At 67.1% G+C, this 21458-nt stretch carries 30 protein-coding genes; 8 read left to right on the top strand and 22 right to left on the bottom strand.

What is annotated here, in order from left to right; genetic code table 11:
• The first annotated feature begins 298 nt into the window (after positions 1–298).
• The 5 genes from AACH40_RS04020 (at position 299) to AACH40_RS04000 (ending at position 8286) form a co-directional block, all read left to right on the top strand.
• The gene (locus AACH40_RS04020; RefSeq protein ID WP_338644293.1) at positions 299–3142 is read left to right on the top strand and encodes a 2-oxoglutarate dehydrogenase E1 component; all 2844 of its coding nucleotides are present in this window, start codon (positions 299–301) and stop codon (positions 3140–3142) included.
• A gap of 56 nt (positions 3143–3198) precedes the next feature.
• The gene (gene odhB, locus AACH40_RS04015; protein ID WP_338644292.1) at positions 3199–4446 is read left to right on the top strand and encodes a 2-oxoglutarate dehydrogenase complex dihydrolipoyllysine-residue succinyltransferase; all 1248 of its coding nucleotides are present in this window, start codon (positions 3199–3201) and stop codon (positions 4444–4446) included.
• Between the two features lie 46 nt (positions 4447–4492).
• Positions 4493–5893 (top strand): dihydrolipoyl dehydrogenase, encoded by a 1401-nt coding sequence (gene lpdA / locus AACH40_RS04010; RefSeq protein ID WP_169492395.1) that lies wholly within the window; start codon positions 4493–4495, stop codon positions 5891–5893.
• A 170-nt stretch (positions 5894–6063) separates the two neighbouring features.
• Positions 6064–7554 carry a DUF4403 family protein gene (locus tag AACH40_RS04005; RefSeq protein WP_338644291.1) on the top strand — a complete coding sequence of 497 codons (1491 nt, stop codon included), beginning with the start codon at positions 6064–6066 and terminating at the stop codon, positions 7552–7554.
• A 57-nt stretch (positions 7555–7611) separates the two neighbouring features.
• Entirely contained in the window at positions 7612–8286 is a 675-nt protein-coding gene (locus AACH40_RS04000; RefSeq protein ID WP_169492393.1) for a trimeric intracellular cation channel family protein, read from the top strand.
• 25 nt (positions 8287–8311) lie between these two features.
• Here AACH40_RS04000 and AACH40_RS03995 read toward each other — a convergent pair whose 3' ends face one another.
• From AACH40_RS03995 to AACH40_RS03965, 7 genes are all read right to left on the bottom strand, one after another.
• Positions 8312–9307: an NADPH:quinone oxidoreductase family protein gene (locus tag AACH40_RS03995; protein WP_169492392.1), complete on the bottom strand. Its 996-nt coding sequence runs from the start codon at positions 9305–9307 to the stop codon at positions 8312–8314.
• A gap of 108 nt (positions 9308–9415) precedes the next feature.
• The gene (gene leuD / locus AACH40_RS03990; RefSeq protein ID WP_169492391.1) at positions 9416–10018 is read right to left on the bottom strand and encodes a 3-isopropylmalate dehydratase small subunit; all 603 of its coding nucleotides are present in this window, start codon (positions 10016–10018) and stop codon (positions 9416–9418) included.
• A gap of 55 nt (positions 10019–10073) precedes the next feature.
• On the bottom strand, positions 10074–10238 hold the full coding sequence (locus AACH40_RS03985) for a hypothetical protein (protein ID WP_169492126.1): 165 nt from the start codon (positions 10236–10238) through the stop codon (positions 10074–10076).
• A 64-nt stretch (positions 10239–10302) separates the two neighbouring features.
• Complete coding sequence (locus tag AACH40_RS03980; protein ID WP_338644290.1) at positions 10303–10803, bottom strand: DNA-deoxyinosine glycosylase; 501 nt, start codon at positions 10801–10803, stop codon at positions 10303–10305.
• The gene (locus tag AACH40_RS03975; protein ID WP_338644289.1) at positions 10800–11864 is read right to left on the bottom strand and encodes a zinc ribbon domain-containing protein; all 1065 of its coding nucleotides are present in this window, start codon (positions 11862–11864) and stop codon (positions 10800–10802) included. The genes AACH40_RS03980 and AACH40_RS03975 overlap by 4 nt, the downstream gene beginning before the upstream one ends.
• Before the next feature lie 60 nt (positions 11865–11924).
• Positions 11925–13355 carry a 3-isopropylmalate dehydratase large subunit gene (gene leuC, locus AACH40_RS03970; protein ID WP_338644287.1) on the bottom strand — a complete coding sequence of 477 codons (1431 nt, stop codon included), beginning with the start codon at positions 13353–13355 and terminating at the stop codon, positions 11925–11927.
• 91 nt (positions 13356–13446) lie between these two features.
• The gene (locus AACH40_RS03965) at positions 13447–13812 is read right to left on the bottom strand and encodes a hypothetical protein (protein ID WP_338644286.1); all 366 of its coding nucleotides are present in this window, start codon (positions 13810–13812) and stop codon (positions 13447–13449) included.
• A 154-nt stretch (positions 13813–13966) separates the two neighbouring features.
• Between AACH40_RS03965 and AACH40_RS03960 the strand changes: the two genes are divergently transcribed.
• Together AACH40_RS03960 and AACH40_RS03955 are read left to right on the top strand one after the other, a co-directional pair.
• Entirely contained in the window at positions 13967–14482 is a 516-nt protein-coding gene (locus AACH40_RS03960) for a sterol desaturase family protein (RefSeq protein ID WP_338644285.1), read from the top strand.
• 11 nt (positions 14483–14493) lie between these two features.
• Complete coding sequence (locus AACH40_RS03955; RefSeq protein ID WP_338644284.1) at positions 14494–15249, top strand: hypothetical protein; 756 nt, start codon at positions 14494–14496, stop codon at positions 15247–15249.
• Here AACH40_RS03955 and AACH40_RS03950 read toward each other — a convergent pair.
• Both AACH40_RS03950 and AACH40_RS03945 read right to left on the bottom strand, forming a co-directional pair.
• Entirely contained in the window at positions 15236–15778 is a 543-nt protein-coding gene (locus AACH40_RS03950) for a hypothetical protein (protein WP_338644283.1), read from the bottom strand. The two genes, AACH40_RS03955 and AACH40_RS03950, sit on opposite strands and share 14 nt — an antisense overlap.
• 48 nt (positions 15779–15826) lie before the next feature.
• Positions 15827–16390 carry a TetR/AcrR family transcriptional regulator gene (locus AACH40_RS03945; RefSeq protein WP_169492384.1) on the bottom strand — a complete coding sequence of 188 codons (564 nt, stop codon included), beginning with the start codon at positions 16388–16390 and terminating at the stop codon, positions 15827–15829.
• An 84-nt stretch (positions 16391–16474) separates the two neighbouring features.
• On the opposite strand from AACH40_RS03945, the gene AACH40_RS03940 reads away from it, so the two are divergent.
• A complete protein-coding gene (locus AACH40_RS03940; protein ID WP_338644282.1) occupies positions 16475–16906 on the top strand; it encodes a hypothetical protein in 432 nt (143 codons plus the stop codon).
• A 4-nt stretch (positions 16907–16910) separates the two neighbouring features.
• On the opposite strand, the gene AACH40_RS03935 is transcribed toward AACH40_RS03940, so the two are convergent.
• Genes AACH40_RS03935 through AACH40_RS03875 form a run of 13 tightly spaced genes read right to left on the bottom strand, consistent with a single transcriptional unit; the run spans position 16911 to position 21408 of the window.
• Positions 16911–17261: a YbaN family protein gene (locus AACH40_RS03935; protein ID WP_169492382.1), complete on the bottom strand. Its 351-nt coding sequence runs from the start codon at positions 17259–17261 to the stop codon at positions 16911–16913.
• A 13-nt stretch (positions 17262–17274) separates the two neighbouring features.
• Positions 17275–17694, bottom strand: a complete 420-nt coding sequence (locus AACH40_RS03930; protein ID WP_169492381.1) for a SufE family protein — start codon at positions 17692–17694, stop codon at positions 17275–17277.
• 37 nt (positions 17695–17731) lie between these two features.
• Entirely contained in the window at positions 17732–17905 is a 174-nt protein-coding gene (locus tag AACH40_RS03925; protein WP_169492380.1) for a hypothetical protein, read from the bottom strand.
• Positions 17902–18132 carry a hypothetical protein gene (locus AACH40_RS03920; RefSeq protein WP_169492379.1) on the bottom strand — a complete coding sequence of 77 codons (231 nt, stop codon included), beginning with the start codon at positions 18130–18132 and terminating at the stop codon, positions 17902–17904. The genes AACH40_RS03925 and AACH40_RS03920 overlap by 4 nt, the downstream gene beginning before the upstream one ends.
• A gap of 30 nt (positions 18133–18162) precedes the next feature.
• A complete protein-coding gene (locus AACH40_RS03915) occupies positions 18163–18405 on the bottom strand; it encodes a hypothetical protein (RefSeq protein WP_338644281.1) in 243 nt (80 codons plus the stop codon).
• 10 nt (positions 18406–18415) lie between these two features.
• Positions 18416–18742 (bottom strand): hypothetical protein, encoded by a 327-nt coding sequence (locus AACH40_RS03910; RefSeq protein ID WP_338114827.1) that lies wholly within the window; start codon positions 18740–18742, stop codon positions 18416–18418.
• Positions 18739–19035, bottom strand: a complete 297-nt coding sequence (locus tag AACH40_RS03905; RefSeq protein ID WP_338644280.1) for a hypothetical protein — start codon at positions 19033–19035, stop codon at positions 18739–18741. Before AACH40_RS03905 ends, AACH40_RS03910 begins: the two co-directional genes overlap by 4 nt.
• Complete coding sequence (locus AACH40_RS03900) at positions 19032–19346, bottom strand: hypothetical protein (RefSeq protein ID WP_169492377.1); 315 nt, start codon at positions 19344–19346, stop codon at positions 19032–19034. Before AACH40_RS03900 ends, AACH40_RS03905 begins: the two co-directional genes overlap by 4 nt.
• A gap of 40 nt (positions 19347–19386) precedes the next feature.
• Entirely contained in the window at positions 19387–19671 is a 285-nt protein-coding gene (locus AACH40_RS03895; protein ID WP_169492376.1) for a hypothetical protein, read from the bottom strand.
• Positions 19672–19706: 35 nt separating this feature from the next.
• Complete coding sequence (gene pspC, locus AACH40_RS03890; RefSeq protein ID WP_169492375.1) at positions 19707–20084, bottom strand: envelope stress response membrane protein PspC; 378 nt, start codon at positions 20082–20084, stop codon at positions 19707–19709.
• A complete protein-coding gene (gene pspB, locus AACH40_RS03885; protein ID WP_169492374.1) occupies positions 20085–20390 on the bottom strand; it encodes an envelope stress response membrane protein PspB in 306 nt (101 codons plus the stop codon).
• Positions 20390–21253 carry a phage shock protein PspA gene (gene pspA / locus AACH40_RS03880; protein WP_169492373.1) on the bottom strand — a complete coding sequence of 288 codons (864 nt, stop codon included), beginning with the start codon at positions 21251–21253 and terminating at the stop codon, positions 20390–20392. Before pspA ends, pspB begins: the two co-directional genes overlap by 1 nt.
• A complete protein-coding gene (locus tag AACH40_RS03875; RefSeq protein WP_169492372.1) occupies positions 21250–21408 on the bottom strand; it encodes a hypothetical protein in 159 nt (52 codons plus the stop codon). The genes pspA and AACH40_RS03875 overlap by 4 nt, the downstream gene beginning before the upstream one ends.
• Positions 21409–21458 lie beyond the last annotated feature (50 nt).

The following is a 21458-nucleotide window of genomic DNA, read 5'->3' as shown; positions in this document are numbered from 1 at the left end:
GCGGGTGCGCCGGGGCGGCAGGGCACATCGCCCGCTCCCCGGCGCGCCGTCGTACAGGCGCGCAGTCGTATTTCCGGCCGGCCCGGCAGGTAATCCCCGCTCCGGCATACTACATAGAGGCCCGCTCGGCAGGCCTTTGCACCAAAGCCCTATGGCGCGTGTTCGCACCGGGGCGAATGGTTGACGAAAATAGGGCGGAACGCTTCGCCCGCAGGAAAGTACCTCGTGCGGCGCGCAGCCCTTGCGCACCGTGCAAGATCCGAAGCCCCACCCTCCCCGGGGGCACCAGGAGTGACAGATGGGTCAGGAAGTTCACGAGTTCGACGTCGATCCCTTCCAGGAAGGTCCGCAAGCCGGCCCTTCGTGGGCTTCGAAGCGCTGGCCAATCATGGATGCCGCCGACGGCGACGACCTGACCCAGGCGCTCGACCCGATGGCACTCAAGCTCGAGATCGCCAAGGCCGCCAAGAAGGGCGGCGGCGCGCCCGCGCTGGACGAAGCCGCGCTGGAAAAGGCCGCGAACGATTCGATCCGCGCGATGCTGCTGGTGCGCACCTACCGCGTGCGCGGCCACCTTGCCGCCGATCTCGATCCGCTGGGCCTTGCCCGCCAGGACCTTCCCGCCGACCTTTCGCTGGCGTTCCACGGCTTCCTGCCCGCCGACCTTGACCGCAAGGTGTTCATGGGCGGCGTGCTCGGGCTGGAATGGGCGACCATTCGCGAAGTCGAAGCGATCCTGCGCAAGAACTACTGCGGCAAGGTCGGTTTCGAATACATGCACATCGCCGACGTGGAGGAGCGCCGCTTCATCCAGGACCGCATCGAAGGCGGCGACAAGTCGATCGACTTCACCCCCAACGGCAAGAAGGCGATCCTGGCTGCCGTGGTGCGCGGCGAACAGTACGAGAAGTTCCTCGGCAAGAAGTACGTCGGCACCAAGCGGTTCGGCCTCGACGGCGGTGAATCGATGATCCCGGCGCTGGAAGCCGTGATCAAGTACGGCGGCCAGCTGGGCGTGCGCGAGATCATCTACGGCATGGCGCACCGCGGCCGGCTGAACGTGCTCGCCAACGTGCTGGCCAAGCCCTACCGCGTGATCTTCCACGAATTCTCGGGCGGCACCGCCAACCCCGAGGACGTCGGCGGATCGGGCGACGTGAAGTACCACCTGGGCACCTCGACCGACCGCGAGTTCGACGGGATCAAGGTGCACATGAGCCTGCAGCCCAACCCCAGCCACCTCGAGACGGTGGACCCGGTTGTGCTGGGCAAGGCCCGCGCGCAGCAGGCGTTCCGCGACGACCTGGGCGAAGGCAAGCACAAGCAGGTGCTGCCCGTGCTGATCCACGGCGACGCGGCGTTTGCCGGCCAAGGCATCGTCTGGGAATGCTTCGGCTTTTCGGGCGTGAAGGGCTACAACACCGGCGGGTGCCTGCACTTCGTCATCAACAACCAGATCGGCTTCACCACCAGCCCGCAGTTCAGCCGCGGCTCGCCCTATCCCTCGGACGTGGCCAAGGGCGTGCAGGCGCCGATCATCCACGTGAACGGCGACGATCCCGAAGCGGTGACCTTCGCCTGCAAGCTGGCCATCGACTATCGCCAGAAGTTCGGCCGCGACATCGTGGTCGACATGTGGTGCTACCGCCGGTTCGGCCACAACGAAGGCGACGAGCCGGGCTTCACCCAGCCGCTGATGTACGCCAAGATCCGCCAGCATCCGGCGGTTTCGGCGCTCTATGCCGAACGCCTGATCGCGCAAGGGGTGATCGATGGCGCCACCAAGGGCGAGATCGAGGACCACTTCACCGCCACGCTCGAGACCGAGTTCGAGGCGGCCAAGAGCTACAAGGCGAACGAGGCCGACTGGTTCGGCGGCCGCTGGTCGGGGCTGAACAAGCCCGCCGACCCGGTGACCGCGCGCCGCAACGTTTCGACCGGGATCGACGCCAAGCTGTTCGACAGCCTGGGTCGCGTGCTGACCACCGTTCCCGAAGGCCTGACCATCCACAAGACGCTGGGCCGCGTGATCGACGCCAAGCGCGAGATGTTCACCAGCGGCGTGGGCTTCGACTGGGCGACGGGCGAGGCGCTGGCCTATGGCAGCCTGGTGACCGAAGGGTTCAACGTGCGCCTGTCGGGCCAGGATTCGGGCCGCGGCACGTTCAGCCAGCGCCATTCGGTGTGGGTCGACCAGACCGACGAGCACAAGTACGTGCCTCTCGCCACGCTGCCGCACGGCCGCTTCGAGGTGCATGACAGCCCGCTGTCGGAATACGGCGTGCTCGGCTTCGAATACGGCTATGCCAGCGCCGACCCCAAGACGCTGGTGCTGTGGGAAGCGCAGTTCGGCGACTTCGCCAACGGCGCGCAGATCATGATCGACCAGTACATCGCCTCTTCGGAATCGAAGTGGCTGCGTGCCAACGGGCTCGTCATGCTGCTGCCGCACGGGTACGAAGGCCAGGGTCCGGAGCACTCGTCGGCCCGCCTGGAACGCTACCTCCAGCTCTGCGCCGAAGACAACATGCAGGTGTGCAACATCACCACGCCGGCCAACTACTTCCACGTGCTGCGCCGGCAGATGCACCGCCCGTTCCGCAAGCCGCTGATCATCATGACGCCCAAGAGCCTGCTGCGCCACCCGCTGGCGAAGTCGGTGCGCGAGGACTTCATCGGCGAAGGCCACTTCATGCGCATCCTGTCCGACACCAATGGTGCGGCGGACAAGGACACACGCAAGGTGGTCCTGTGTTCGGGCAAGGTCGCCTACGACCTGATCGAGGCGCGCGATGCGGCGGAAGCCAAGGACGTGCAGATCATCCGCCTCGAACAGCTCTACCCCTTCCCCGGCGAACCGCTGGCGCTGCGTTTTTCGCGCATGCCCAACCTGGAAGAAGTGGTGTGGTGCCAGGAAGAGCCCAAGAACAACGGTTCGTGGTTCTTCGTCGAGCCGCTGATCGAGGAATCGCTCAAGGCCGCCAAGGCCAAGGTCGCGCGCGCCCGCTATGCCGGTCGTTCGGCTTCGGCATCGCCCGCGACCGGCCTCGCCAAGCGGCACGCCGCCGAGCAGGCCGCGCTGGTGGCCGATGCGCTTTCGCTTTCGGTGCGTGGCGAAATCCGCCGCAAGCAGAAGGGCTGAGCCGCGCCGCGCTCGCTTGATCCATCAGAAGAATTCTCCCCAAGGAAACGCAAGTCATGTCCATCGAAGTCAAGGTTCCGACGCTGGGTGAAAGCGTCAGCGAAGCGACGGTCGGCCAGTGGCTCAAGAAGCCAGGCGAAGCGGTTGCGCTCGACGAGCCGATCGTTAGCCTCGAAACCGACAAGGTCGCGGTCGACGTGCCCGCCCCGGCTTCGGGTGTGATGGGCAACTATGTGGCGAAGGAAGGCGACACCGTGTCGGTCGGCGCGCTGCTGGCGATGATCGAGGATGGCGTGGCCGCTGCCGGCGGGGCCGCCCCTGCCCTGCGCACCGAAGCGCCGGTAGCCCCCGCTTCGGACACCATCGCGCCCAAGGCCGATGCCGCCGCGCCCAAGGGTGACGACGCTGCCGTGCTCAGCCCTGCCGTTCGCCGCGCGGTGCTGGAACACGGCATCGACCCGTCGACCGTCAAGGGCACCGGCAAGGACGGCCGCCTGACCAAGGAAGACGTGCTGGCAGCGGCCCAGGCCAAGCAGGCCGCGCCTGCAGCTCCCGCCGCGACCGCCGCCGCGCCGATCCCGGCGGCTGCGCCCACCGCGCCCGGCCGCAACGAGGAACGCGTCAAGATGACGCGCCTGCGCCAGACGATCGCCAAGCGCCTGAAGAGCGCGCAGGAAACCGCCGCGCTGCTGACCACGTTCAACGACGTGGACATGACCGCGGTGATGGAAGCGCGCGCCAAGTACAAGGACGTGTTCGAGAAGAAGCACGGCGTGAAGCTTGGCCTGATGAGCTTCTTCGCCAAGGCTTCGGTCCTTGCGCTCAAGGACATTCCGGCGGTCAACGCCCAGATCCAGGGCGAAGAAATCGTCTACTTCGATTACGTCGACATCTCGGTCGCGGTGTCGGCCCCGAACGGGCTGGTCGTGCCGGTGGTGCGCGATGTCGACAAGCTGAGCTTCGCCGACATCGAGAAGGCCATCGCCAACTACGGCAAGGCCGCACGTGACGGCACGCTGACCATGGCCGACATGGCCGGCGGCACCTTCACCATTTCCAACGGCGGCGTGTTCGGCGGTCTGATGTCTACCCCGATCATCAACCCGCCGCAGTCCGCCGTGCTCGGCCTGCACCGCATCGAGGACCGCCCGGTGGTCCGCAATGGCGAGATCGTTGTCCGCCCGATGATGTACATCGCGCTGTCCTATGACCACCGCCTGATCGACGGGCGCGAGGCGGTGACGGCGCTGAAGACGATCAAGGAAGCGATCGAGGATCCGACCCGCCTGCTGATCGATCTTTGATATTGAATCCTCCCCTTCAAAGGGGAGGATCTGAAGGAGCCAAGCAATGGCTGAATACGATTACGACGTCCTTGTCATCGGTGCCGGCCCCGGCGGTTATGTCGCGGCGATCCGCGCGGCGCAGCTGGGTCTGAAGACCGCGTGTGCGGAAGGCCGCGAGACGCTGGGCGGGACCTGCCTCAACGTCGGGTGCATTCCTTCGAAGGCGCTGCTGCACGGCTCGGAGAAGTTCGACGAGGCGAAGAACGGCACCTTCGCCAGCTATGGCATCAAGACCGGCGAAGTGACGCTCGATCTCGACGCGATGCAGGCGCAGAAGCTGGATTCGGTCAAGCAGCTGACCGGCGGGATCGAGTTCCTGTTCAAGAAGAACAAGGTCACCTGGCTCAAGGGCTATGCCAGCTTCGAGGACGCGCACAGCGTCACCGTGGCAGGGCAGAAGGTGACGGCGAAGAACATCGTCATCGCCACCGGCTCGAGCGTGACCCCGCTGCCGGGCGTGAGCGTGGACAACGATGCCGGCGTGATCGTCGACAGCACCGGCGCGCTCGCGCTGAAGAAGGTGCCCGAGCACCTGGTGGTGATCGGCGGCGGCGTGATCGGGCTGGAGCTGGGCTCGGTGTGGCGCCGCCTGGGCGCCAAGGTCACCGTGGTCGAATTCCTGGACCAGCTGCTGCCCGGCATGGACGGCGACGTGCGCAAGGAAGCCGCCAAGATCTTCAAGAAGCAGGGCATGGAGCTGAAGCTCGGCACCAAGGTGACGGGCGTTGCCGTGGACGGCGCGAAGGCGACCCTCACCGTCGAACCGGCCAAGGGCGGCGATGCGGCGACGATCGAAGCCGACTGCGTGCTGGTGGCGATCGGCCGCCGTCCGAACGTGGATGGCCTGGGCCTCGACAAGATCGGCCTTGAACTCAACGCGCGCGGCCAGATCGAAACCGACCACGACTTTGCCACCAAGGTCGACGGCGTGTGGGCGATCGGCGACTGCATTCCGGGTCCGATGCTGGCGCACAAGGCCGAGGACGAAGGCATTGCCGTCGCCGAGAACATCGCTGGCCTCACCGGCATCGTGAACCACGACGTGATCCCGGGCGTGGTCTACACCTTCCCCGAATTCGCCGGCGTCGGCCTGACAGAGGAAGCGGCCAAGGAGAAGGGCGAGATCAAGGTTTCGAAGTTCCCGATGCTTGCCAACAGCCGCGCCAAGACCAACCACGAGCCCGACGGCTTCGTGAAGGTGATCGCGGACGCCAAGACCGACCGCGTGCTGGGCGTCTGGGCGATCGCATCGGTTGCCGGCACGATGATCGCCGAAGCTGCGCTCGCCATGGAATATGGCGCGACGAGCGAGGACATCGCCTATACCTGCCACGCGCACCCGACGCATTCGGAAGCGCTGAAGGAAGCGGCGATGGGCGTGCAGGGCAAGCCGATCCACATCTGATCGCTCCACCTCCATCCACGGTGAGCGAGGGGCCGTCCGGGCGACCGGGCGGCCCTTTTTGCATGCGCCGTCGGGAAACCGGATGGCGCCTTTTGCATGCGGCATCGGGAAACCGGATGGCGCTTTTTGCATTGTGCGCGCGGGCAGGTATCCTGTCCGAAGGGGGCCAAATGCAGCAGAGCAGGTTCATCACGCTGGCCATGACCGCGCTCGCACTCACTTCGTGCGGGCGCCAGACGAAGTTCACGCCACCGCCGCGCGCGACCGACGGGTTCGATCCGCCGGCGCAGAAATCGCACATCGCGGTGCCGGTCGAAGCGCGGCTCGCGCTGTTCCGCGCCTCGCTGGAAAGCGCGGTGCCGCGGCTGCTGTGGACGATCGACGAGCGCGGCAAGACCTGCGTGACATCGAGCAAGGTCAAGCTGCTGGTGGTCAAGGTGAAGACCCCGAAGCTGAAATGCGACCTGGAAGGGCAGGTGACGCGCGGGGCGCTGTCGCTGTCGGGCCGGGGGTCGGACTTCATCGTGACGATGCCGATCCACGCAGTGGTCCATGCGCGCAATGTGGCCGGCATGCTGAAGGAGACGGCGAGCGCCGATGCGCAAGTGCGCGCGGTAGTGCGGCTGGACCTTGCCCGGGACTGGAACCCGCGCGCCAAGGTGCGGATCGAATATGGCTGGACCACCGAGCCCGGCATCGATTTCCTGGGCCAGCGCATCCGCTTTACCGACAAGGCGAACGAGAAGCTGGCGCCGGTGATCAAGGACGTCGAACGCACGGTGGAGCGCGAGGTCGCCAAGCTGAACCTGCGCGGTGAAGTGGCCAACGCCTGGGCGCAGGCGTTCACCTCGCTGCAGCTCAACCGCGAAAATCCGCCGGTGTGGATGCGCATCACGCCCGACAAGCTGCACTATGGCGGCTACCGCGTGGAAGGCGATGCGGCGCGCGGGGGCAAGCTGCGGCTGGATCTGGGCATGACGGCGACGACCGAGACGTTCGTCGGGCCGCGCCCCGCCGATCCCGCGCCGAAGCCCCTGCCCGCGCCCTCACCGCTCGACCGGAGCGCGGGCAAGCTGGTGTTCTTCATCCCGGTGATCGCGGACTATCGCGAGCTGGAGCCGGTGATCGCCAAGGCGCTGGTCAAGCGTTCGGTCCGCCCGTTCGACATTCCCGGCGTGGGGCCGGTCCGCGCGCAGTTCGGCAAGGTTACCGCCTATGGCACCGGGCATGGCAAGATCGCGGTGGGCGTGCAGTTTTCCGCAAGCGACGTGGCCAACCGCCTCGGCACGTCACGCGGCACCGTGTGGCTGACCGGCACGCCGACCAATGCCCCCAATTCGCGCAAGGTGCGCTTCGTCGACCTGTCGGTGGACGGCGCGACCGACGGCGTGGGCACCGAACTGCTGCTCAAGCTCGCCAGCCTGCCCGAAGTCAACGGGGTGATCGCCGACGCGCTCGCGCAGGATTTCGCCAAGGATTATGACAAGCTGATCGGCAAGATCGACCGCGCGATCGAACAGAAGCGCGAAGGGGCACTGCTGATCCGCGCGCAGATCGACGAGGTGGAAACCGGCACGCTGATCGCGGCGGGCCAGGGGCTTTACCTGCCGGTGAAGGCGAGCGGCACGGCCGCGATCACGCTGGTCGAGCGGCCGCACTGAGCGGCGCGGGCCCGACGGGCTGGCGGAGCGGGGCCTGCGAATGCTAGACGCCAGGTGATGCCCGCTCCGATCCTTCCCGGCCCGATCCTGCCCACGCCTTCGCTCACCGCCGTGCTCGGCCTGCTCGACCTGATCGGGGTAGGCGTGTTCGCGCTGTCGGGCGCACTGCTGGCGGCGCGGCTGCGGCAGACGCTGGTGACGATGACCTTCTTCGCGCTGATCACCGGGGTTGGCGGCGGATCGGTGCGCGACCTGCTGATCGGCGCGCCGGTGTTCTGGGTGCGCGATCCGCTGGTCGCGCCGGTATGCCTGGGCGTGGCGCTGGTGGTGTGGGTGACGCCCAGCCGCTGGTGGGCGGCCTCGAACTACGACTGGCCGATGCTCGACTGGGCCGATGCGGTGGGCCTGGGCGCCTATGCCGTGCTGGGGACGGCCAAGGCGCTCGCCTATGGCGTGGCGCCGGTGCCGGCGATGCTGATGGGGGTGATCACCGGCTGCGTGGGCGGGGTGATCCGCGACGTACTGGCCGGGCGCCCGTCGATCCTGATGCGGCCCGAACTCTACGTGACCGCAGCGGCGCTGTCCTCGCTGCTGTGCGCTGCGGGCAAGACGCTGGGCCTGCCCAACGCGCTGGTCTGGCCGGTGGCAGCGCTGGGCGGGTTTGCCCTGCGCGGCGCAGCGATCCACTGGAAGCTGGGCCTGCCGACCTATGGCGGGAAGGACGAAGCCTGAGCTTCCGCCCTTCCCGCCCGCAGGATTACATCGTCACCACGACCTTGCCGACGGCCTGGCGGTTTTCGAGCATGGCGATCGCCTCGCCACCGCGTTCGAGCGGGAAGCGGGCCGAGACGCGGGGGGCGATCTTGCCCTGCTTGACCATCTCGAACAGTTGCGCGACCTCGTCCTTGAACTTCTGCGGTTCGCGCGCGGTCCATGCGCCCCAGAACACGCCGCGCACGTCGCAGGCCTTGAGCAGGGTGAGATTGAGCGGCAGCTTGGCGATGCCGGCGGTGAAGCCGATCACGAGGAAGCGGCCTTCCCAGGCGATGGCGCGCACGGCCGGTTCGGAATAATCGCCGCCGATCACGTCGTAGACGATGTCCGCGCCGTTGGGGCCGCAAGCGGCCTTGAACGCGTCGGCCAGTTCCTTCGACTGCGCCTTGTCCAGCGGCGCGCGGGGGTAGATGACGACTTCGTCGGCCCCGGCTTCACGGGCGATCTTGCCCTTTTCCTCGGTCGACACGGCGGCGACGACGCGCGCGCCGAAGGCCTTGGACAGTTCGATCGCGGCAAGGCCGATGCCGCCCGCCGCGCCGAGCACGAGCACGGTGTCGCCCGCCTTGATCTGGCCGCGATCGACCAGGCCGTGGATGTTGGTGCCATAGGTCATCAGCAACGACGCGCCGGTTTCGAAATCGACGCCTTCGGGCAGCGCGAACAGGCGCGCAGGATCGGCAATGACCTTTTCGCGCAGGCCGCCGTTGCCGACCATCGCGATCACGCGGTCGCCGACCTTCCACTCGGTGACGCCTTCACCCACGCTGTCGATCACGCCGGCGAGCTCACCACCGGGCGAGAACGGCCGCGGCGGCTTGAACTGGTACATGTCGCGGATCATCAGCGTGTCGGGGAAGTTGATCGAGCACGCCTTGACCGCGACCACGACCTGGCCGGGACCGGCGACCGGATCGGGCAGATCGTCCAGGACGAGCGTATCGGGTCCGCCCACGGCGTGGGTCTGCAAGGCCTTCATCTATCTGTTCTCCCGCATGTCGATGGTCGGCGCGTCGCAGCGCGCCGGGTTGCAGGGATCAGAAAAGCAAGTTTCCCGCGCGAAGGAAAGCGGTAATTAACCGGACAGTTAAGCCGCGACGGCCGTGCCGTGGGTCAGGAAGCCACGCTCTCCGGCAAGCTTCGCCTCGTAGCTGGAAATTGCGGCATCGCGGGCGAGCGTGAGGCCGACTTCGTCCAGCCCATTGAGCAGGCAGTGCTTGCGGAACGGATCGATCTCGAAGGTGAAGCGATCCTGGAAGGGCGTCGTCACCGTCTGGTTTTCAAGATCGATGTGGATGGTGTCGGTCTTGGCGACTTCGACCAGCCGGTCGACCGCTTCCTGCGGCAGGACCACGGTGAGGATGCCGTTCTTGAAGGCATTGCCCGAAAAGATGTCCGAGAACGAAGGCGCGATCACCGCCTTGATGCCCATGTCGCCCAGCGCCCAGGCGGCGTGTTCGCGGCTGGAACCGCAGCCGAAGTTGTCGCCCGCGACAAGGATCGGCGAACCCGCATACTCAGGGCTGTCGAACAGGTTGTCCGGATCCTGGCGGATCGCCTCGAACGCGCCCTTGCCCAGCCCTTCGCGGCTGATCGTCTTCAGCCAGCGCGCGGGAATGATCACGTCGGTATCGACATTCTTCAGGCCGAACGGATAGGCGCGGCCTTCGATCTGGTTCACGGGTTCCATGACGCTTCGCTATACGCGCGGCAAAGCGCCATGCAACACCGGAGTTGGGCCTGGGTCAGTCGGTTTCGGGCGCATCCACGGGGGGAGCCTTGGGCGCGGCCTTTTCGGCGCGCTCCTTGCGGCGCGAGGTGTAGAGGAGGGCTGCGGCGATTGCGGCCGAGCCGATGGCGGCGCCAGCCATGGCAGCCTTGCCGGTCCAGTTGTCGCTCTTCTTCGTCACGCGTCGTCGCTCCCTCTCTGGTCTGGCGCGCCAGTGTCGACGCCCCAGCCGCCAATTTCAAGATTCAGCGCAGGAATTTCCGCAAGTCGTTCCACGCCTGCTGCTTTTCGTGGACCGAAACGCGGCAATAGGCCGGGCTGCTGGACGGAAGCTGAACGAGCGCGAGCGCACTTTCAGGCCCGAACTGGCGGCGGCCGATGCGCCACGATGTGCCACCGTTGAAGGCGACGGCGCGCAAATCGGGCAATGTGGCGGCGAGTTCGGCCAGGGGCGCGGCCTCGACCGCGCGGATCGCGGTGTCGAGGCTGCCCTGCCGCGTGGCGCGGGCGACACTGTCCCACAGGCCCACGCCGGCCGCGAGCAGGGCAACGAGCCGCGCCTCGTAATCGAGGGCCACGAGATCGCACCCGATTGCGCCGCCGATCAGTTGCCAGAACTGGTTGCGCGAATTGGCGTAATAGCGCCCTGCCCTGAGCGAGGCTTCGCCCGGCAGGCTGCCGCAGACGAGCACGCGGGTATCGGGGGAAACGACAGGGGCGAAGGCGGATTTGAGGCTGTGGTTCACGCGGGCGCGGTTGCCTTGTCGTCCGACGGCGTGCCGCAAGTCATGCAATAGCGGAAAAAGGCCATCTTGCGCGTGTTGCAGGCGTGGCAGTGGTCGAACAGCGTTAGCCCGCAATGCACGCAGAAGTTGGCTTCGGCATCGCCCGTGCTCGCGATCGGGCGATCGCAGCCGGGGCAGACCTTGGCCGCCATCTTGCGAAAGGCTTCGTCCTGATCGACCCGGGCGCGCCGCTCGGCCTCGTTCTGGGCTTCTGCCGCCTGCCGGCTGGCAAGCCAGGCGCGCATGTTGCGGATCAGGAAATGCCCGGCCGCCAGCGTCAGCACGATGCCCACGGCATAGCGGACATAGCCGCCGTAACTCGGCAGGTACGGCACAAGCTCAACGAAGAACACGAACACGGCGGCCAGCACGAAGCCGCGCGCGATGGGCCAGTAGTCGCTCTGCCGCTTCTTCAGGAAGAGCCAGACCGCCGCCCCCAGCATGGGCAGGGTGATGGCAAGGCGCAGGCCGAACACGCGCAGCTCCTGGGCAAAGCGCGCCCGTTCCTGCGCGGGCAGCGCATCGCGCTCGGCCGCATATTGCGCCTGTCGCAGCGCGATCATGCGCTGTTCGAGCGGCGCCTTTTCGTTCTCCAGCGTGGCGATGCGGCCCTGGATCGTGCGCTCGGTATCCTTGAGCTGTTCGAGCGCGCGGGTGCGCGAGAGGACTTCAGGGTCCTGCTGCGGATCGGTGGTGGCGGTGCGCGCGGCAATCCATGCGCTGAAGGTCTCGCTTGCCGTCTGCGAGGCGCGCTGCGCCTGCGCCAGTTGCAGGCGCTGGATCTCCAGCCGGTCGTCGATCCGCGCGGCGTCGACGGTTGCGGCATCGAGCTGGCGCCGAAGATCGCGCTGGACCGGGGACGGCCCCGATGGCGCGGCGATCACGCTTTCATCGACCAGCGGCAGATCGCCGATGACGAGGTTGCCGAGGCCGATCAGGAACCCGGCAAAGACGAACGAGACGAGCCAGAGCACGCCGCCGTACAGCCGCTCCTGCGCGCGCACGCCCTTGATCAGTTCCATCCTCGCCCCCTTCCCGTCAGCGGGAGCGAGGCTAGACGGTGGTCCTTGCGCTGTAAACGATCAGACCAGTTCGCGCACGTCGGTCAGACGGCCGGTCACGGCGGCGGCGGCGGCCATTGCCGGGCTGACGAGGTGGGTTCGGGCGCCCGGCCCTTGCCGTCCGACGAAGTTGCGGTTGCTGGTCGACGCGCAGCGTTCGCCCGCAGGCACCTTGTCCGGGTTCATGCCGAGGCAGGCCGAGCAACCCGGCTCGCGCCATTCGAAACCGGCCTCGGTGAACACGCGGTCGAGCCCTTCGGCTTCGGCCTGTTCCTTGACGAGTCCCGAACCCGGCACGACGATCGCCCAGCGGACGTTGTCGGCCTTGCGCCGGCCCTTCAGCACCGCAGCGGCGGCGCGCAGATCCTCGATGCGGCTGTTGGTGCAGCTGCCGATGAAGATGTTCTGGACCTCGACGTCCTGCAGCCGCTGGCCGGGAACGAGGCCCATGTAATCGAGGGACTTGCGCGCGGCGTCCTGCTTCGATGCATCGGCGAAGCTTTCAGGCGCTGGGACCACGCCCGTGATCGGCAACACGTCTTCCGGGCTGGTGCCCCAGGTGACCGAAGGCGCGATGTCCGCCGCGTCGATGGTGACCACCTTGTCGTACGTGGCACCGGGATCGGTGGCGAGGCTGGTCCACCACGCAACGGCGGCGTCCCATTCGGCGCCCTTGGGCGCATAGGGACGACCCTTGAGGTAATCGAACGTCTTCTGGTCGGGCGCGATCAGGCCGGCGCGCGCGCCATGTTCGATCGCCATGTTCGACACGGTCAGGCGCCCTTCGATCGACAGGTCGCGGATCACGTTGCCGGTATATTCGATGACGTAGCCGGTGCCGCCCGATGCGCCGAGCACGCCGGTGATGTGCAGCACCACGTCCTTGGCCGAAACGCCGGGGGCAAGCTCGCCTTCGACGCGCACTTCCATGGCCTTCGACCGCTTGAGCAGCAGGGTCTGCGTTGCGAGCACATGCTCGACCTCGCTGGTGCCGATGCCGAAGGCGAGTGCGCCCAGGCCGCCGTGGCAGGCGGTGTGGCTGTCACCACAGACAATCGTGGCGCCGGGCAGCGAGAAGCCCTGTTCGGGGCCGACGACGTGAACGATGCCCTGTTCGCGGTCGGTCGCGCCGATATAGCGGATGCCGAAGGCAGGGGCGTTCTTCTCGAGCATCGCGAGCTGCTGCGCGCTTTCCGGATCGGCGATCGGCAGGCGGTTGCCCGCCGCATCGAGGCGCGCGGTGGTCGGCAGGTTGTGATCGGGGACGGCGAGCGTCAGGTCCGGGCGGCGCACCTTGCGCCCAGCGGCGCGCAGGCTTTCGAATGCCTGCGGGCTCGTCACCTCGTGCACGAGATGGCGGTCGATGTAGATCAGGCTGGTGCCATCGTCGCGATCTTCGACGACGTGGGAATCCCAGATCTTCTGGTAGAGCGTGCGCGGAGTCTTGGCCATGGCACGCGGTTAGGCGCGCCTTCCCCGCAATTCAAGCAGGAAAGGCGCGCCTTGTTGCCCGTTGGCGTAATTTAATTACGCAAAGTGGGGGTTAGCCGCGGCGGCCGTCGCGGTCCCAGCGTTCCATCCGCAGGTGGCCGCGCACTTCGGCGACGCGACGCTGAAGGGTGCGATATTCGCCACGGTCAAGACCGCCGCGCGACATGTAGGCGTACTGGCGCTGGATATCGCGGGCCTGGCGACGCAGGCCATCGGCTTCGCGGCGGGAAATGGCGCGGTTGCGTTCGGCGCGGTCGATCTGGAAGCGCAGGCCGTCGATATCGCGGCGGACGTCGTCGTTGCGGACGGGCGTGTAGCGGGCGGCATCGTCACGGTGACCCCAGGCCTGCGCGCTGGCCGGAGCGGCTGCCGAGAGCAGTGCGGCGGGGACGAGGGCGGCAAGAACGATCTTCTTCATGACTGTCGGTCCTTTCACTTTCGGGCGGCGGAATTTCGTGCCGCTCACCCTCAGGAACATGTCGCAATGACAATGAACGCCCGCGAAATTGGTTGTCTCAACCGAGCGAGAAAGTGTCGCGGTTTGTCGCGCAAGGGAGTAGAGGCTCGTCCCCATGGATAGCGTGCTTGCCATCGGAATCGTCATCGCCACCGTGCTCGCCATGGAGCTGGTGGCGTGGAGCAGCCACAAGTACGTGATGCATGGCTTCGGCTGGAACTGGCACCGCGACCACCACGAACGCCACGACGGCTTCTTCGAGAAGAACGACCTTTACGCGCTGGTCGGCGCGGCCATGTCGATTTCGATGTTCGCACTCGGCAGTCCGCTGGTGCTGGGCGCAAACGCGTGGTGGCCGGGTACGTGGATCGGCCTTGGCATCCTGTTCTATGGCGTGATCTATACCGCGATCCACGACGGCCTGGTCCACCAGCGCTGGTTCCGCTACGTGCCCAAGCGCGGCTATGCCAAGCGGCTGGTGCAGGCGCACAAGCTGCACCATGCGACGCAGGGCAAGGAAGGCGGCGTCAGCTTCGGCTTCGTGTTCGCCCGCGATCCCGCCGTGCTGAAGCAGGAGCTGAAGGAACAGCGCGACCGGGGCATCGCGGTGCTGCGCGAAGCGGTGGATTGAGTTTAGCGCCGATGCAGCAAGCGCGCGAAAGCAAGGTCGCTGCGGCCACGCTCTCGTTCTGGATCGTCAAGATCCTCGCCACCACGCTTGGCGAAACCGCCGGCGACACGCTGTCGATGACGTTCGACTTCGGCTATCTTGCCAGCACCGCGATCTTCGTCGCCGTGCTGCTGGTTCTGGCCACGGCGCAGGTCCGGGCCGAACGCTTTCACCCCGCGCTTTACTGGGCCACGATCATCGCATCGACCACGGCGGGGACGACGCTGGCCGACTTCGCCACGCGGTCGCTGGGCATCGGCTATGCCGGGGGTTCGGCGCTGCTGCTGGCGCTGGTGATCGCGTCGCTGGCGGCATGGCATTTCGCAACCGGCGCGGTGAAGGTCGACCACCTGATCGACCGGCGGTCCGAATGGTTCTACTGGCTGACGATCTCGATGTCGCAGACGCTGGGTACCGCGCTGGGCGACTGGACGGCGGACACCAACGGCCTTGGCTATCTCGGCGGGGCGACGCTGTTCGCGATCGCGTTGGCGGTGATCGCGGCGCTCTACTTCCTGACCCGGCTCAACCGCGTGGCGCTGTTCTGGGCGGCCTTCATCCTGACCCGGCCGCTGGGCGCGACGGTCGGCGATTTCCTCGACAAGCCGGTGGCAAAGGGTGGGCTCGAATTCAGCCGTCCGATCGCATCGGCGGTGCTGCTCGCCGTGATCGTGCTTCTCGTCGCGGTGCTGCCGCAGCGCGCGAAGGATGCCGTCACGCCAGATTGATCTCGTTGAGAACGCGCTTGGCGGCGGTGCGGAAGCGCAGCGCGTCGGGCACGGTCACCGCCTCGCCCCGGGTGGCGGCGGCGCGCAGGGCGGCAAGTTCGACGACTTGCGCGCGCACCCGGCGATCGAGCGCATCGCCCCCGCCCCGCCGGGCAAGCCGGGACAGCCCGTCTTCCACCCGGCTCCAGGCATCGAGCACGGCCGCGCTGGGCGACAGTTCCAGCAATTGCAGGAAGCGTGCGTGATCGCCCGATAGCGCGAGGTCCGGCTCATCTTCCGGAGCGGGCAGTGGCGGCGGGAATGGCGCTGCGCGTTCCAGCCGGTCGAGCCGGCGGGAAAAGCGGGCGGACTTGTCCCCCCAGCGCAGTTCGTCGAGCCGGTGGAGCAGCGCGATCCAGTGCGCACGGAACAGCAGCGCAACCAGCACCAGTGCCAGCGGCCAGGCAAGCGCGCCCGCCAGCGTGACCAGCCGGTCGAACCAGAGCATAGAGCCGGCAGCCTTCGCCACCGTAACCGTAACCATCGCCATTCAACTCCGTGGCATGCCTCCCGAAGCCGATGGTACGATAAGAACAAATCAGGAACAATGCCCGTCTAGCAATTCGCCCAGCAGCGCCAGCCCGTCGCGCGCGATGGTACCGCCGGCCATCGGGGCGAGCAGCGCGGCGCCATCGATCGCCACGATCATCAGCGCCGCCATGGCCGAACGCCGCGCATCGTCCGCGATCGCCAGCCGGGAATCGGCCCAGGCGCGGAAACCCGCGGCGATGGCATCGGCAATGGCCGCGAACGGCGCTTCCTCGCGCCCGGCCTTCGCCGCGATCTCGCTCCACAGTTCCATGTAGGGCCGCATCGCCGCGCTCGAGGCCATCACGCCGACGCGGGCCAGCAGGTCTGCGGGCGGCAGCCGCTCGCCTTCGGGCAGCGCGGCATCCAGCGCCTGCGCCATGTCGGCGGCGATCCGCGCGAGCACGACCGACACCACCTCGGCCTTGTCCGCGAAGTAGTAGAGCAGCATGCGGTCGCTGGTGCCCGCCGCGGCAGCGAGATCGCGCACCGAGGTGCGGCCGAGGCCATGCGCCAGCACATGCGCGGCCAGCTTGTCTTCGACTTCGCTGCGGCGGGTTTCGCGATCGATCATCCACGCGCTCGTAGCAGGCTCTTGTAGCGGCTGCTACATCGGTGTAGGAATGTAGCGACCGCTACAAAGACTCGGGAGATTGCCATGAACGCCATTGCTTCCAATCACGCCCCTGCCGGATCCGCCGCGCTCAGCGCCCGGCAATCGGGCGTGATGATCGTTGCAGGCATCGTGCTGTGGTACGCGGCGGCGGTGCTGCTGCGGGCGTTGAGCGATGCGCAGTTGCTGGGCGGAAGCACGGGCGCGCTGGTGTTTGCCGCCACCGTGCCGGGCACCCTGCCCTTCGTACTGCTGCTGCGCCGGCTGGGCGGGCTTGGCGCCGACCAGGTGGTGCCGGGCTACACGCTGGCGACAACGGCAGCGCTGTTGTGCGATGGCGTGGCGATGACCTGGTATCCCGCGCTCTACGGCGCGGACGACACGGCGGCGCGACTGGCCGCTGGTGGCGTGATCTTCGGCGGGGCGGTGGGCCTCGCGCTCGCCTTCTTCGTGGCCGCGCAGATGCGACGGGCCTGATCGCCTATTCGGCGCGGGTCCAGATCCAGGTGCCCGAAAGCGCCATGACCAGCGCCGGGATCAGCACCCAGGGCCAGCCGGCCGTCGCCGCCGTGACCGCCACGCTCACCGCCATGGCGCAAAGCGCGGCGACCTTGGCACGACGCGGGATTGCGCGGCGCTGGCGCCATTCGACAAGCGGCGGCCCCCACTTCGGGTGATCGAGCAGGCGCTGTTCCCATGCTGGATTGCCGCGCGCAAAGCAGAACAGCGCAAGCAGCAGGAACGGAACCGTGGGCAGCAGCGGCAGGAACGCGCCGACGGCACCGATGCCGACGAACGCCAGCCCCGCGCCCGTCCACAAGTGCCGGCGCAAGCCCGGGCGCCCTTCAGTTCGCCGCGGCGGCAAGGCGCGCGGCGTGATCGCGCACCAACGCGATCATGTTCGGCACCCCTTGCGTGCGGTTCGACGAAAGCTGGTTCTTGAGATCAAACGGCGCCAAGCGCTCCGCAATATCGGTCTTGGCCACTTCCGCGGCGGGCCGGTCCTGCACCGCCGCAAGCACCAGCGCGACGATGCCCTTGGTGATCGCGGCGTTGCTGTCGGCAAGGAAGTGCAGGCCCGCGCCGCCCTCCTGCGCCACCGGATAGACCCAGACGCTGGCCGAGCAGCCGCGCACCAGCGTGGCGTCGGTCTTGAGCGCATCGGGCATCGGCTCAAGCTCGCGCCCCAGCTCGATCAACAGGCGATAGCGTTCATCGCCATCGAGGAATTCGTACTCTTCGAGGATGTCTTCGAGACTGCGCATGGGCTCCGGCTCTAGCGAGCGGCTCGCCCGCCGTCCATCACCCCGAAAGGCCGCCGGGGCGCATGAGGACGTAGTAGATCACGTAGAACCACGACAGCACCCCGTGGATCGCCGCCCAGATCACCGACTTGTGGAGGCTCCACGAGATCGTGACCGCAAGCGCGCTGCCAAGGCCGATGCCCGCCTTGGCGCCGTCGCTGGCGCGGCTCACAGGTCCACCCCGGCGGCGATCGCTTCAAGCTTGCGCAGGCGTTCGCGCAAGTCGGACATCTCGATCCGGCTGGAGACGACGGGATCGCCCCCGCCGCTGCGCTCGAGCTCGAGCCGCTTCCATTCGAGCCAGCGCTCCCAGGCGCGGGTCAGGGTCCGGGCCACGACGACCAGACCGGCAAGGGCGGCCAGCGTCACCACGATGGTGTCGATCGATGCAATGGTCATCGGCGGTCTCCGCTTTGGCTGGCGACAGGATTACCGGTCGCGCAGGGATTCGATCTCGTTGGCAAGGCGGCGTGTCTCGGCACCATCGGTGGCGATGCGTTCCAGCACCTCGAGCCGCTTGCGCAAGTCGGCGACTTCGCGCTCGAGCTGCGCGGTGTACACGGGATCGCTGCCCGAAATCGGCGCGCCCGACTGGTTGCGAAAGCGTGCCTGGCGGGTTGTGGCCCAGGCGATGATCGCGACGATCGCAACAACGGAAGTCCAGAAGCCCACGGTAGTATCCTCAGTTCGCCCGCGCTTCGCGCAGCGCTTCGATCTGTCCGGCCAGGGCCGGGTTGTGTTCGCCGGCGTGATCGCCCACGCGATCGATCGCTTCGGCCAGTTGCGCCGCGCGGTCGGTGGCGATGCGTTCCAGCACGCGAACCCGCTGTTCCAGCCGTTCGGCACCGGCGGCATATTGCGCGGCCTTTTCGGCGGTGCGCGCGGCCAGGAGTTCGACCTCCTTTTCGCGCAGGTCCATCCGCCGCTTGTACGCTTCCAGCCCCATGCCCATCGCGCAGATCAGCAGCAGGACCACCGCGCACAGCGCGAAGACTTCCATCCCGGTCATTGCGTTCTTCCTTCGCGTAGGGCGTCGATCTGGCGGCTCACGTCGAAGCCGCTGTCGGTGACGATCCGCTCGACATTGGCCAGGCGATCGTGGGCGCGATCAAGCTGTTCGCGCAGGTTGGCATTTTCGGTGCGCAACTTGCCGATGGCCTCATCGTCGGCCCGCGGGGTCTTGCCGCCCCATTCGTCTTCCAGCGCGTAGCCATGACGGGCGCGTACCCAGTTGTTGATCAGCCATCCCGCAGTCGAGATCGCCACGATCGACAGGACGAATTCTGGCCCCGCCCAATTCATTGCGCGCGTCCTTCGGAACGCAGCGCCTCGATCTGGTGGGTCAGGGCGTAGCCGCTATCGGTGACGATCCGCTCGACGTTGCCGAGGCGGTCCTTGACCGAACCCAGTTCCGCCCGCAGCTGCGCGTTTTCCTGGCTCAGCAGCGCGATGCGCTCCAGTTCGGCGCTCGACGTCTTGGGATAGACCGGCTTGCCCCAGGAATTTTCCAGCGGGTAGCCGTGGCGGACGCGGAGCCAGGTGTTGACCACCCAGCCGACGGTGATGGCGATGGCGGGAACGCCGATCATCGCAGGCGAAAGATCGAACGGCATGTGACTACTCCCCTTTGTATCTTGCCGTGGTGGACGCTGCTCAGGCGTGGCCTTCGGGCTGCCCCGGCCGGTCCTCTAGCCGGCGCACGTCGCGCAGCGCCTCGATCTGCGTGGCCACATCGTAGCCGCGATCGGTGACGATGCGTTCGAGCACGCGGACCCGCTCTTCCAGCGCCTGGTTCTGCGCGGCGTACTGCGCGGCCTTTTCGGCGGTGTTCTGTGCGCGGATCTCTTCCACCTTGCGGTTGTGCTTGGTCCAGATCGCGAACCCGGCCAGCAGAAACGGCGCCAGCGGGATCAGCAGTGCAAGTGATTGATGGTCCATGATTTCCCCCTTGAGCGCGCGACGCGTGGCAGCGGTCAGCGCAGGCTTTCGATCTCGGCCGAAAGGCGCGGATTGGACGAAACGTAGAAGCTTTCGACATCGGCCAGACGGCGATCGATGTCACGGAACTGGGCACGGACTTCGCGGGCGGTGCGCCCCGGGCTCTGCCGCACACCCTGCCAGAACTTTTCCTCCTGGCGGTCGCTGTAGAGATAGGCCGGCTTCTTTTCGGACAGGAAGCCGAGCACGAGGTAGACGATCGGCAGGAAGCCGATACCGCAGACCGTGCCGATGATCAGGCCGAGGCGGACCCAGAGCACGTCGACGCCGGTATAGTCGGCGATGCCCGCCGCGACGCCCATGAACTTGCCGTTGACCTTGTCACGATAGAAGCGAGTGCGTTGCGCGGACATTTACAGGGTCCCCCTCTTTTCGGCGAGCATGCGATCGAGCTCGCGCAGCTTCTGGTTGTCGGTATCGCGGTCGTGGACGATCCGCGCCGGACGGAATTCGGGATTGTCGGAAGCGACCAGGCGCTCGACCGTATCCATGCGCTCATCGAGCCGGCGGGCGAGCTGGTAGAGTTCCTCGAGCAGCGCCTCGTCCCCCGAAGTGAGCGTGGCGGCGGTCTTCCAGCGGGTGATGTAGTGCAGGATCACCCAGGGCATCCCGACGAAGATGCCGAGGATCGCGACGAGCGGAACGACGACGTCTTCCATCACTGGCCATCCTTGTTGCCAGAGTTGCCCAGCGCGCGCTTCATCGCGGCGAGTTCCTCGTCGATCTTGTCCTGCCCGGCGAGCGCGGCGATCTCGTCGGCGAGATTGGGTGCGGTGCCATCGGCCAGGCTCAGCGCATCGGCGCGGCCTTCGGCATAATCGACGCGGCGTTCGAGCTGGTCGAAGCGGGCAAGCGCTTCATCGACGCGTTCGTTGGTCAGCAGCGAACGCAGACGGACGCGGTTCTCGGCGCTTTCGAGGCGCGCGGCGATCGCGGTCTGGCGGCTGCGGGCTTCACGCAGGCGGGTCTGCAGCTTTTCGATGTCCTGTTCGTAAGCGCGCATCGAATCATCGAGCACGGCGATTTCGGACTGGAGCTGCGCGGCCATGTCGCCGGCCTTCTTCTTTTCCACGAGCGCGGCGCGGGCGAGGTCCTCGCGGTCCTTCGACAGCGCAAGCTGTGCCTTGTCGGCCCAGTCGGCCTGCAGGCGGTCGAGCTTGGCGACGTGGCGCTGCATTTCCTTCTGGTCGGCAATGGTGCGGGCGGCCGACGCGCGGACTTCCACGAGCGTTTCCTCCATCTCCATGATGATCATCCGGATCATCTTGGCGGGATCGTCCGCCTTGTCGAGCAAGTCGTTGAAATTGGCGGCAATGATATCGCGCGTCCGCGAAAAGATGCCCATCAGGTTTACTCCGGTCGTGAAGGAAGCGCGCGGTTGGCCGGCCGCGTCGCGGGTGAAAGTTTCACGGGTGGTCGACTGGCGCTGGCGCAGCGCGTCGATTTCCGCGTCGAAGCGCGAGGTGCGGCCCTCGGCGCCCGCCCGGCGGTCCGGGCCGATCGGGGTCAGGTCCACGGTCACGCCAGCTCCCCGGTGATCGCGGCGCTCGATGCCAGCACCTGCGGCGCGGCGTGGAGCTGCTGGCTCAGCGCGAAGCAGTTCATCGCCACCATCGCCATGATGCTGGCGAGGCTTGCGCGGCCGAGCTTGGTCGAGAAGAAGCGGGCGGTGTACATGGGTTTTCTCCGGTGGCCGCCGATCAGGTCCGGCGGTGTTGTTCACCTTT

This window comes from Novosphingobium olei (assembly GCF_037076535.1).
GTDB lineage: Bacteria > Pseudomonadota > Alphaproteobacteria > Sphingomonadales > Sphingomonadaceae > Novosphingobium > Novosphingobium olei.
Note: the sequence above shows the minus strand (reverse complement) of the source record. Positions and strands in the feature narration are given on the sequence as shown.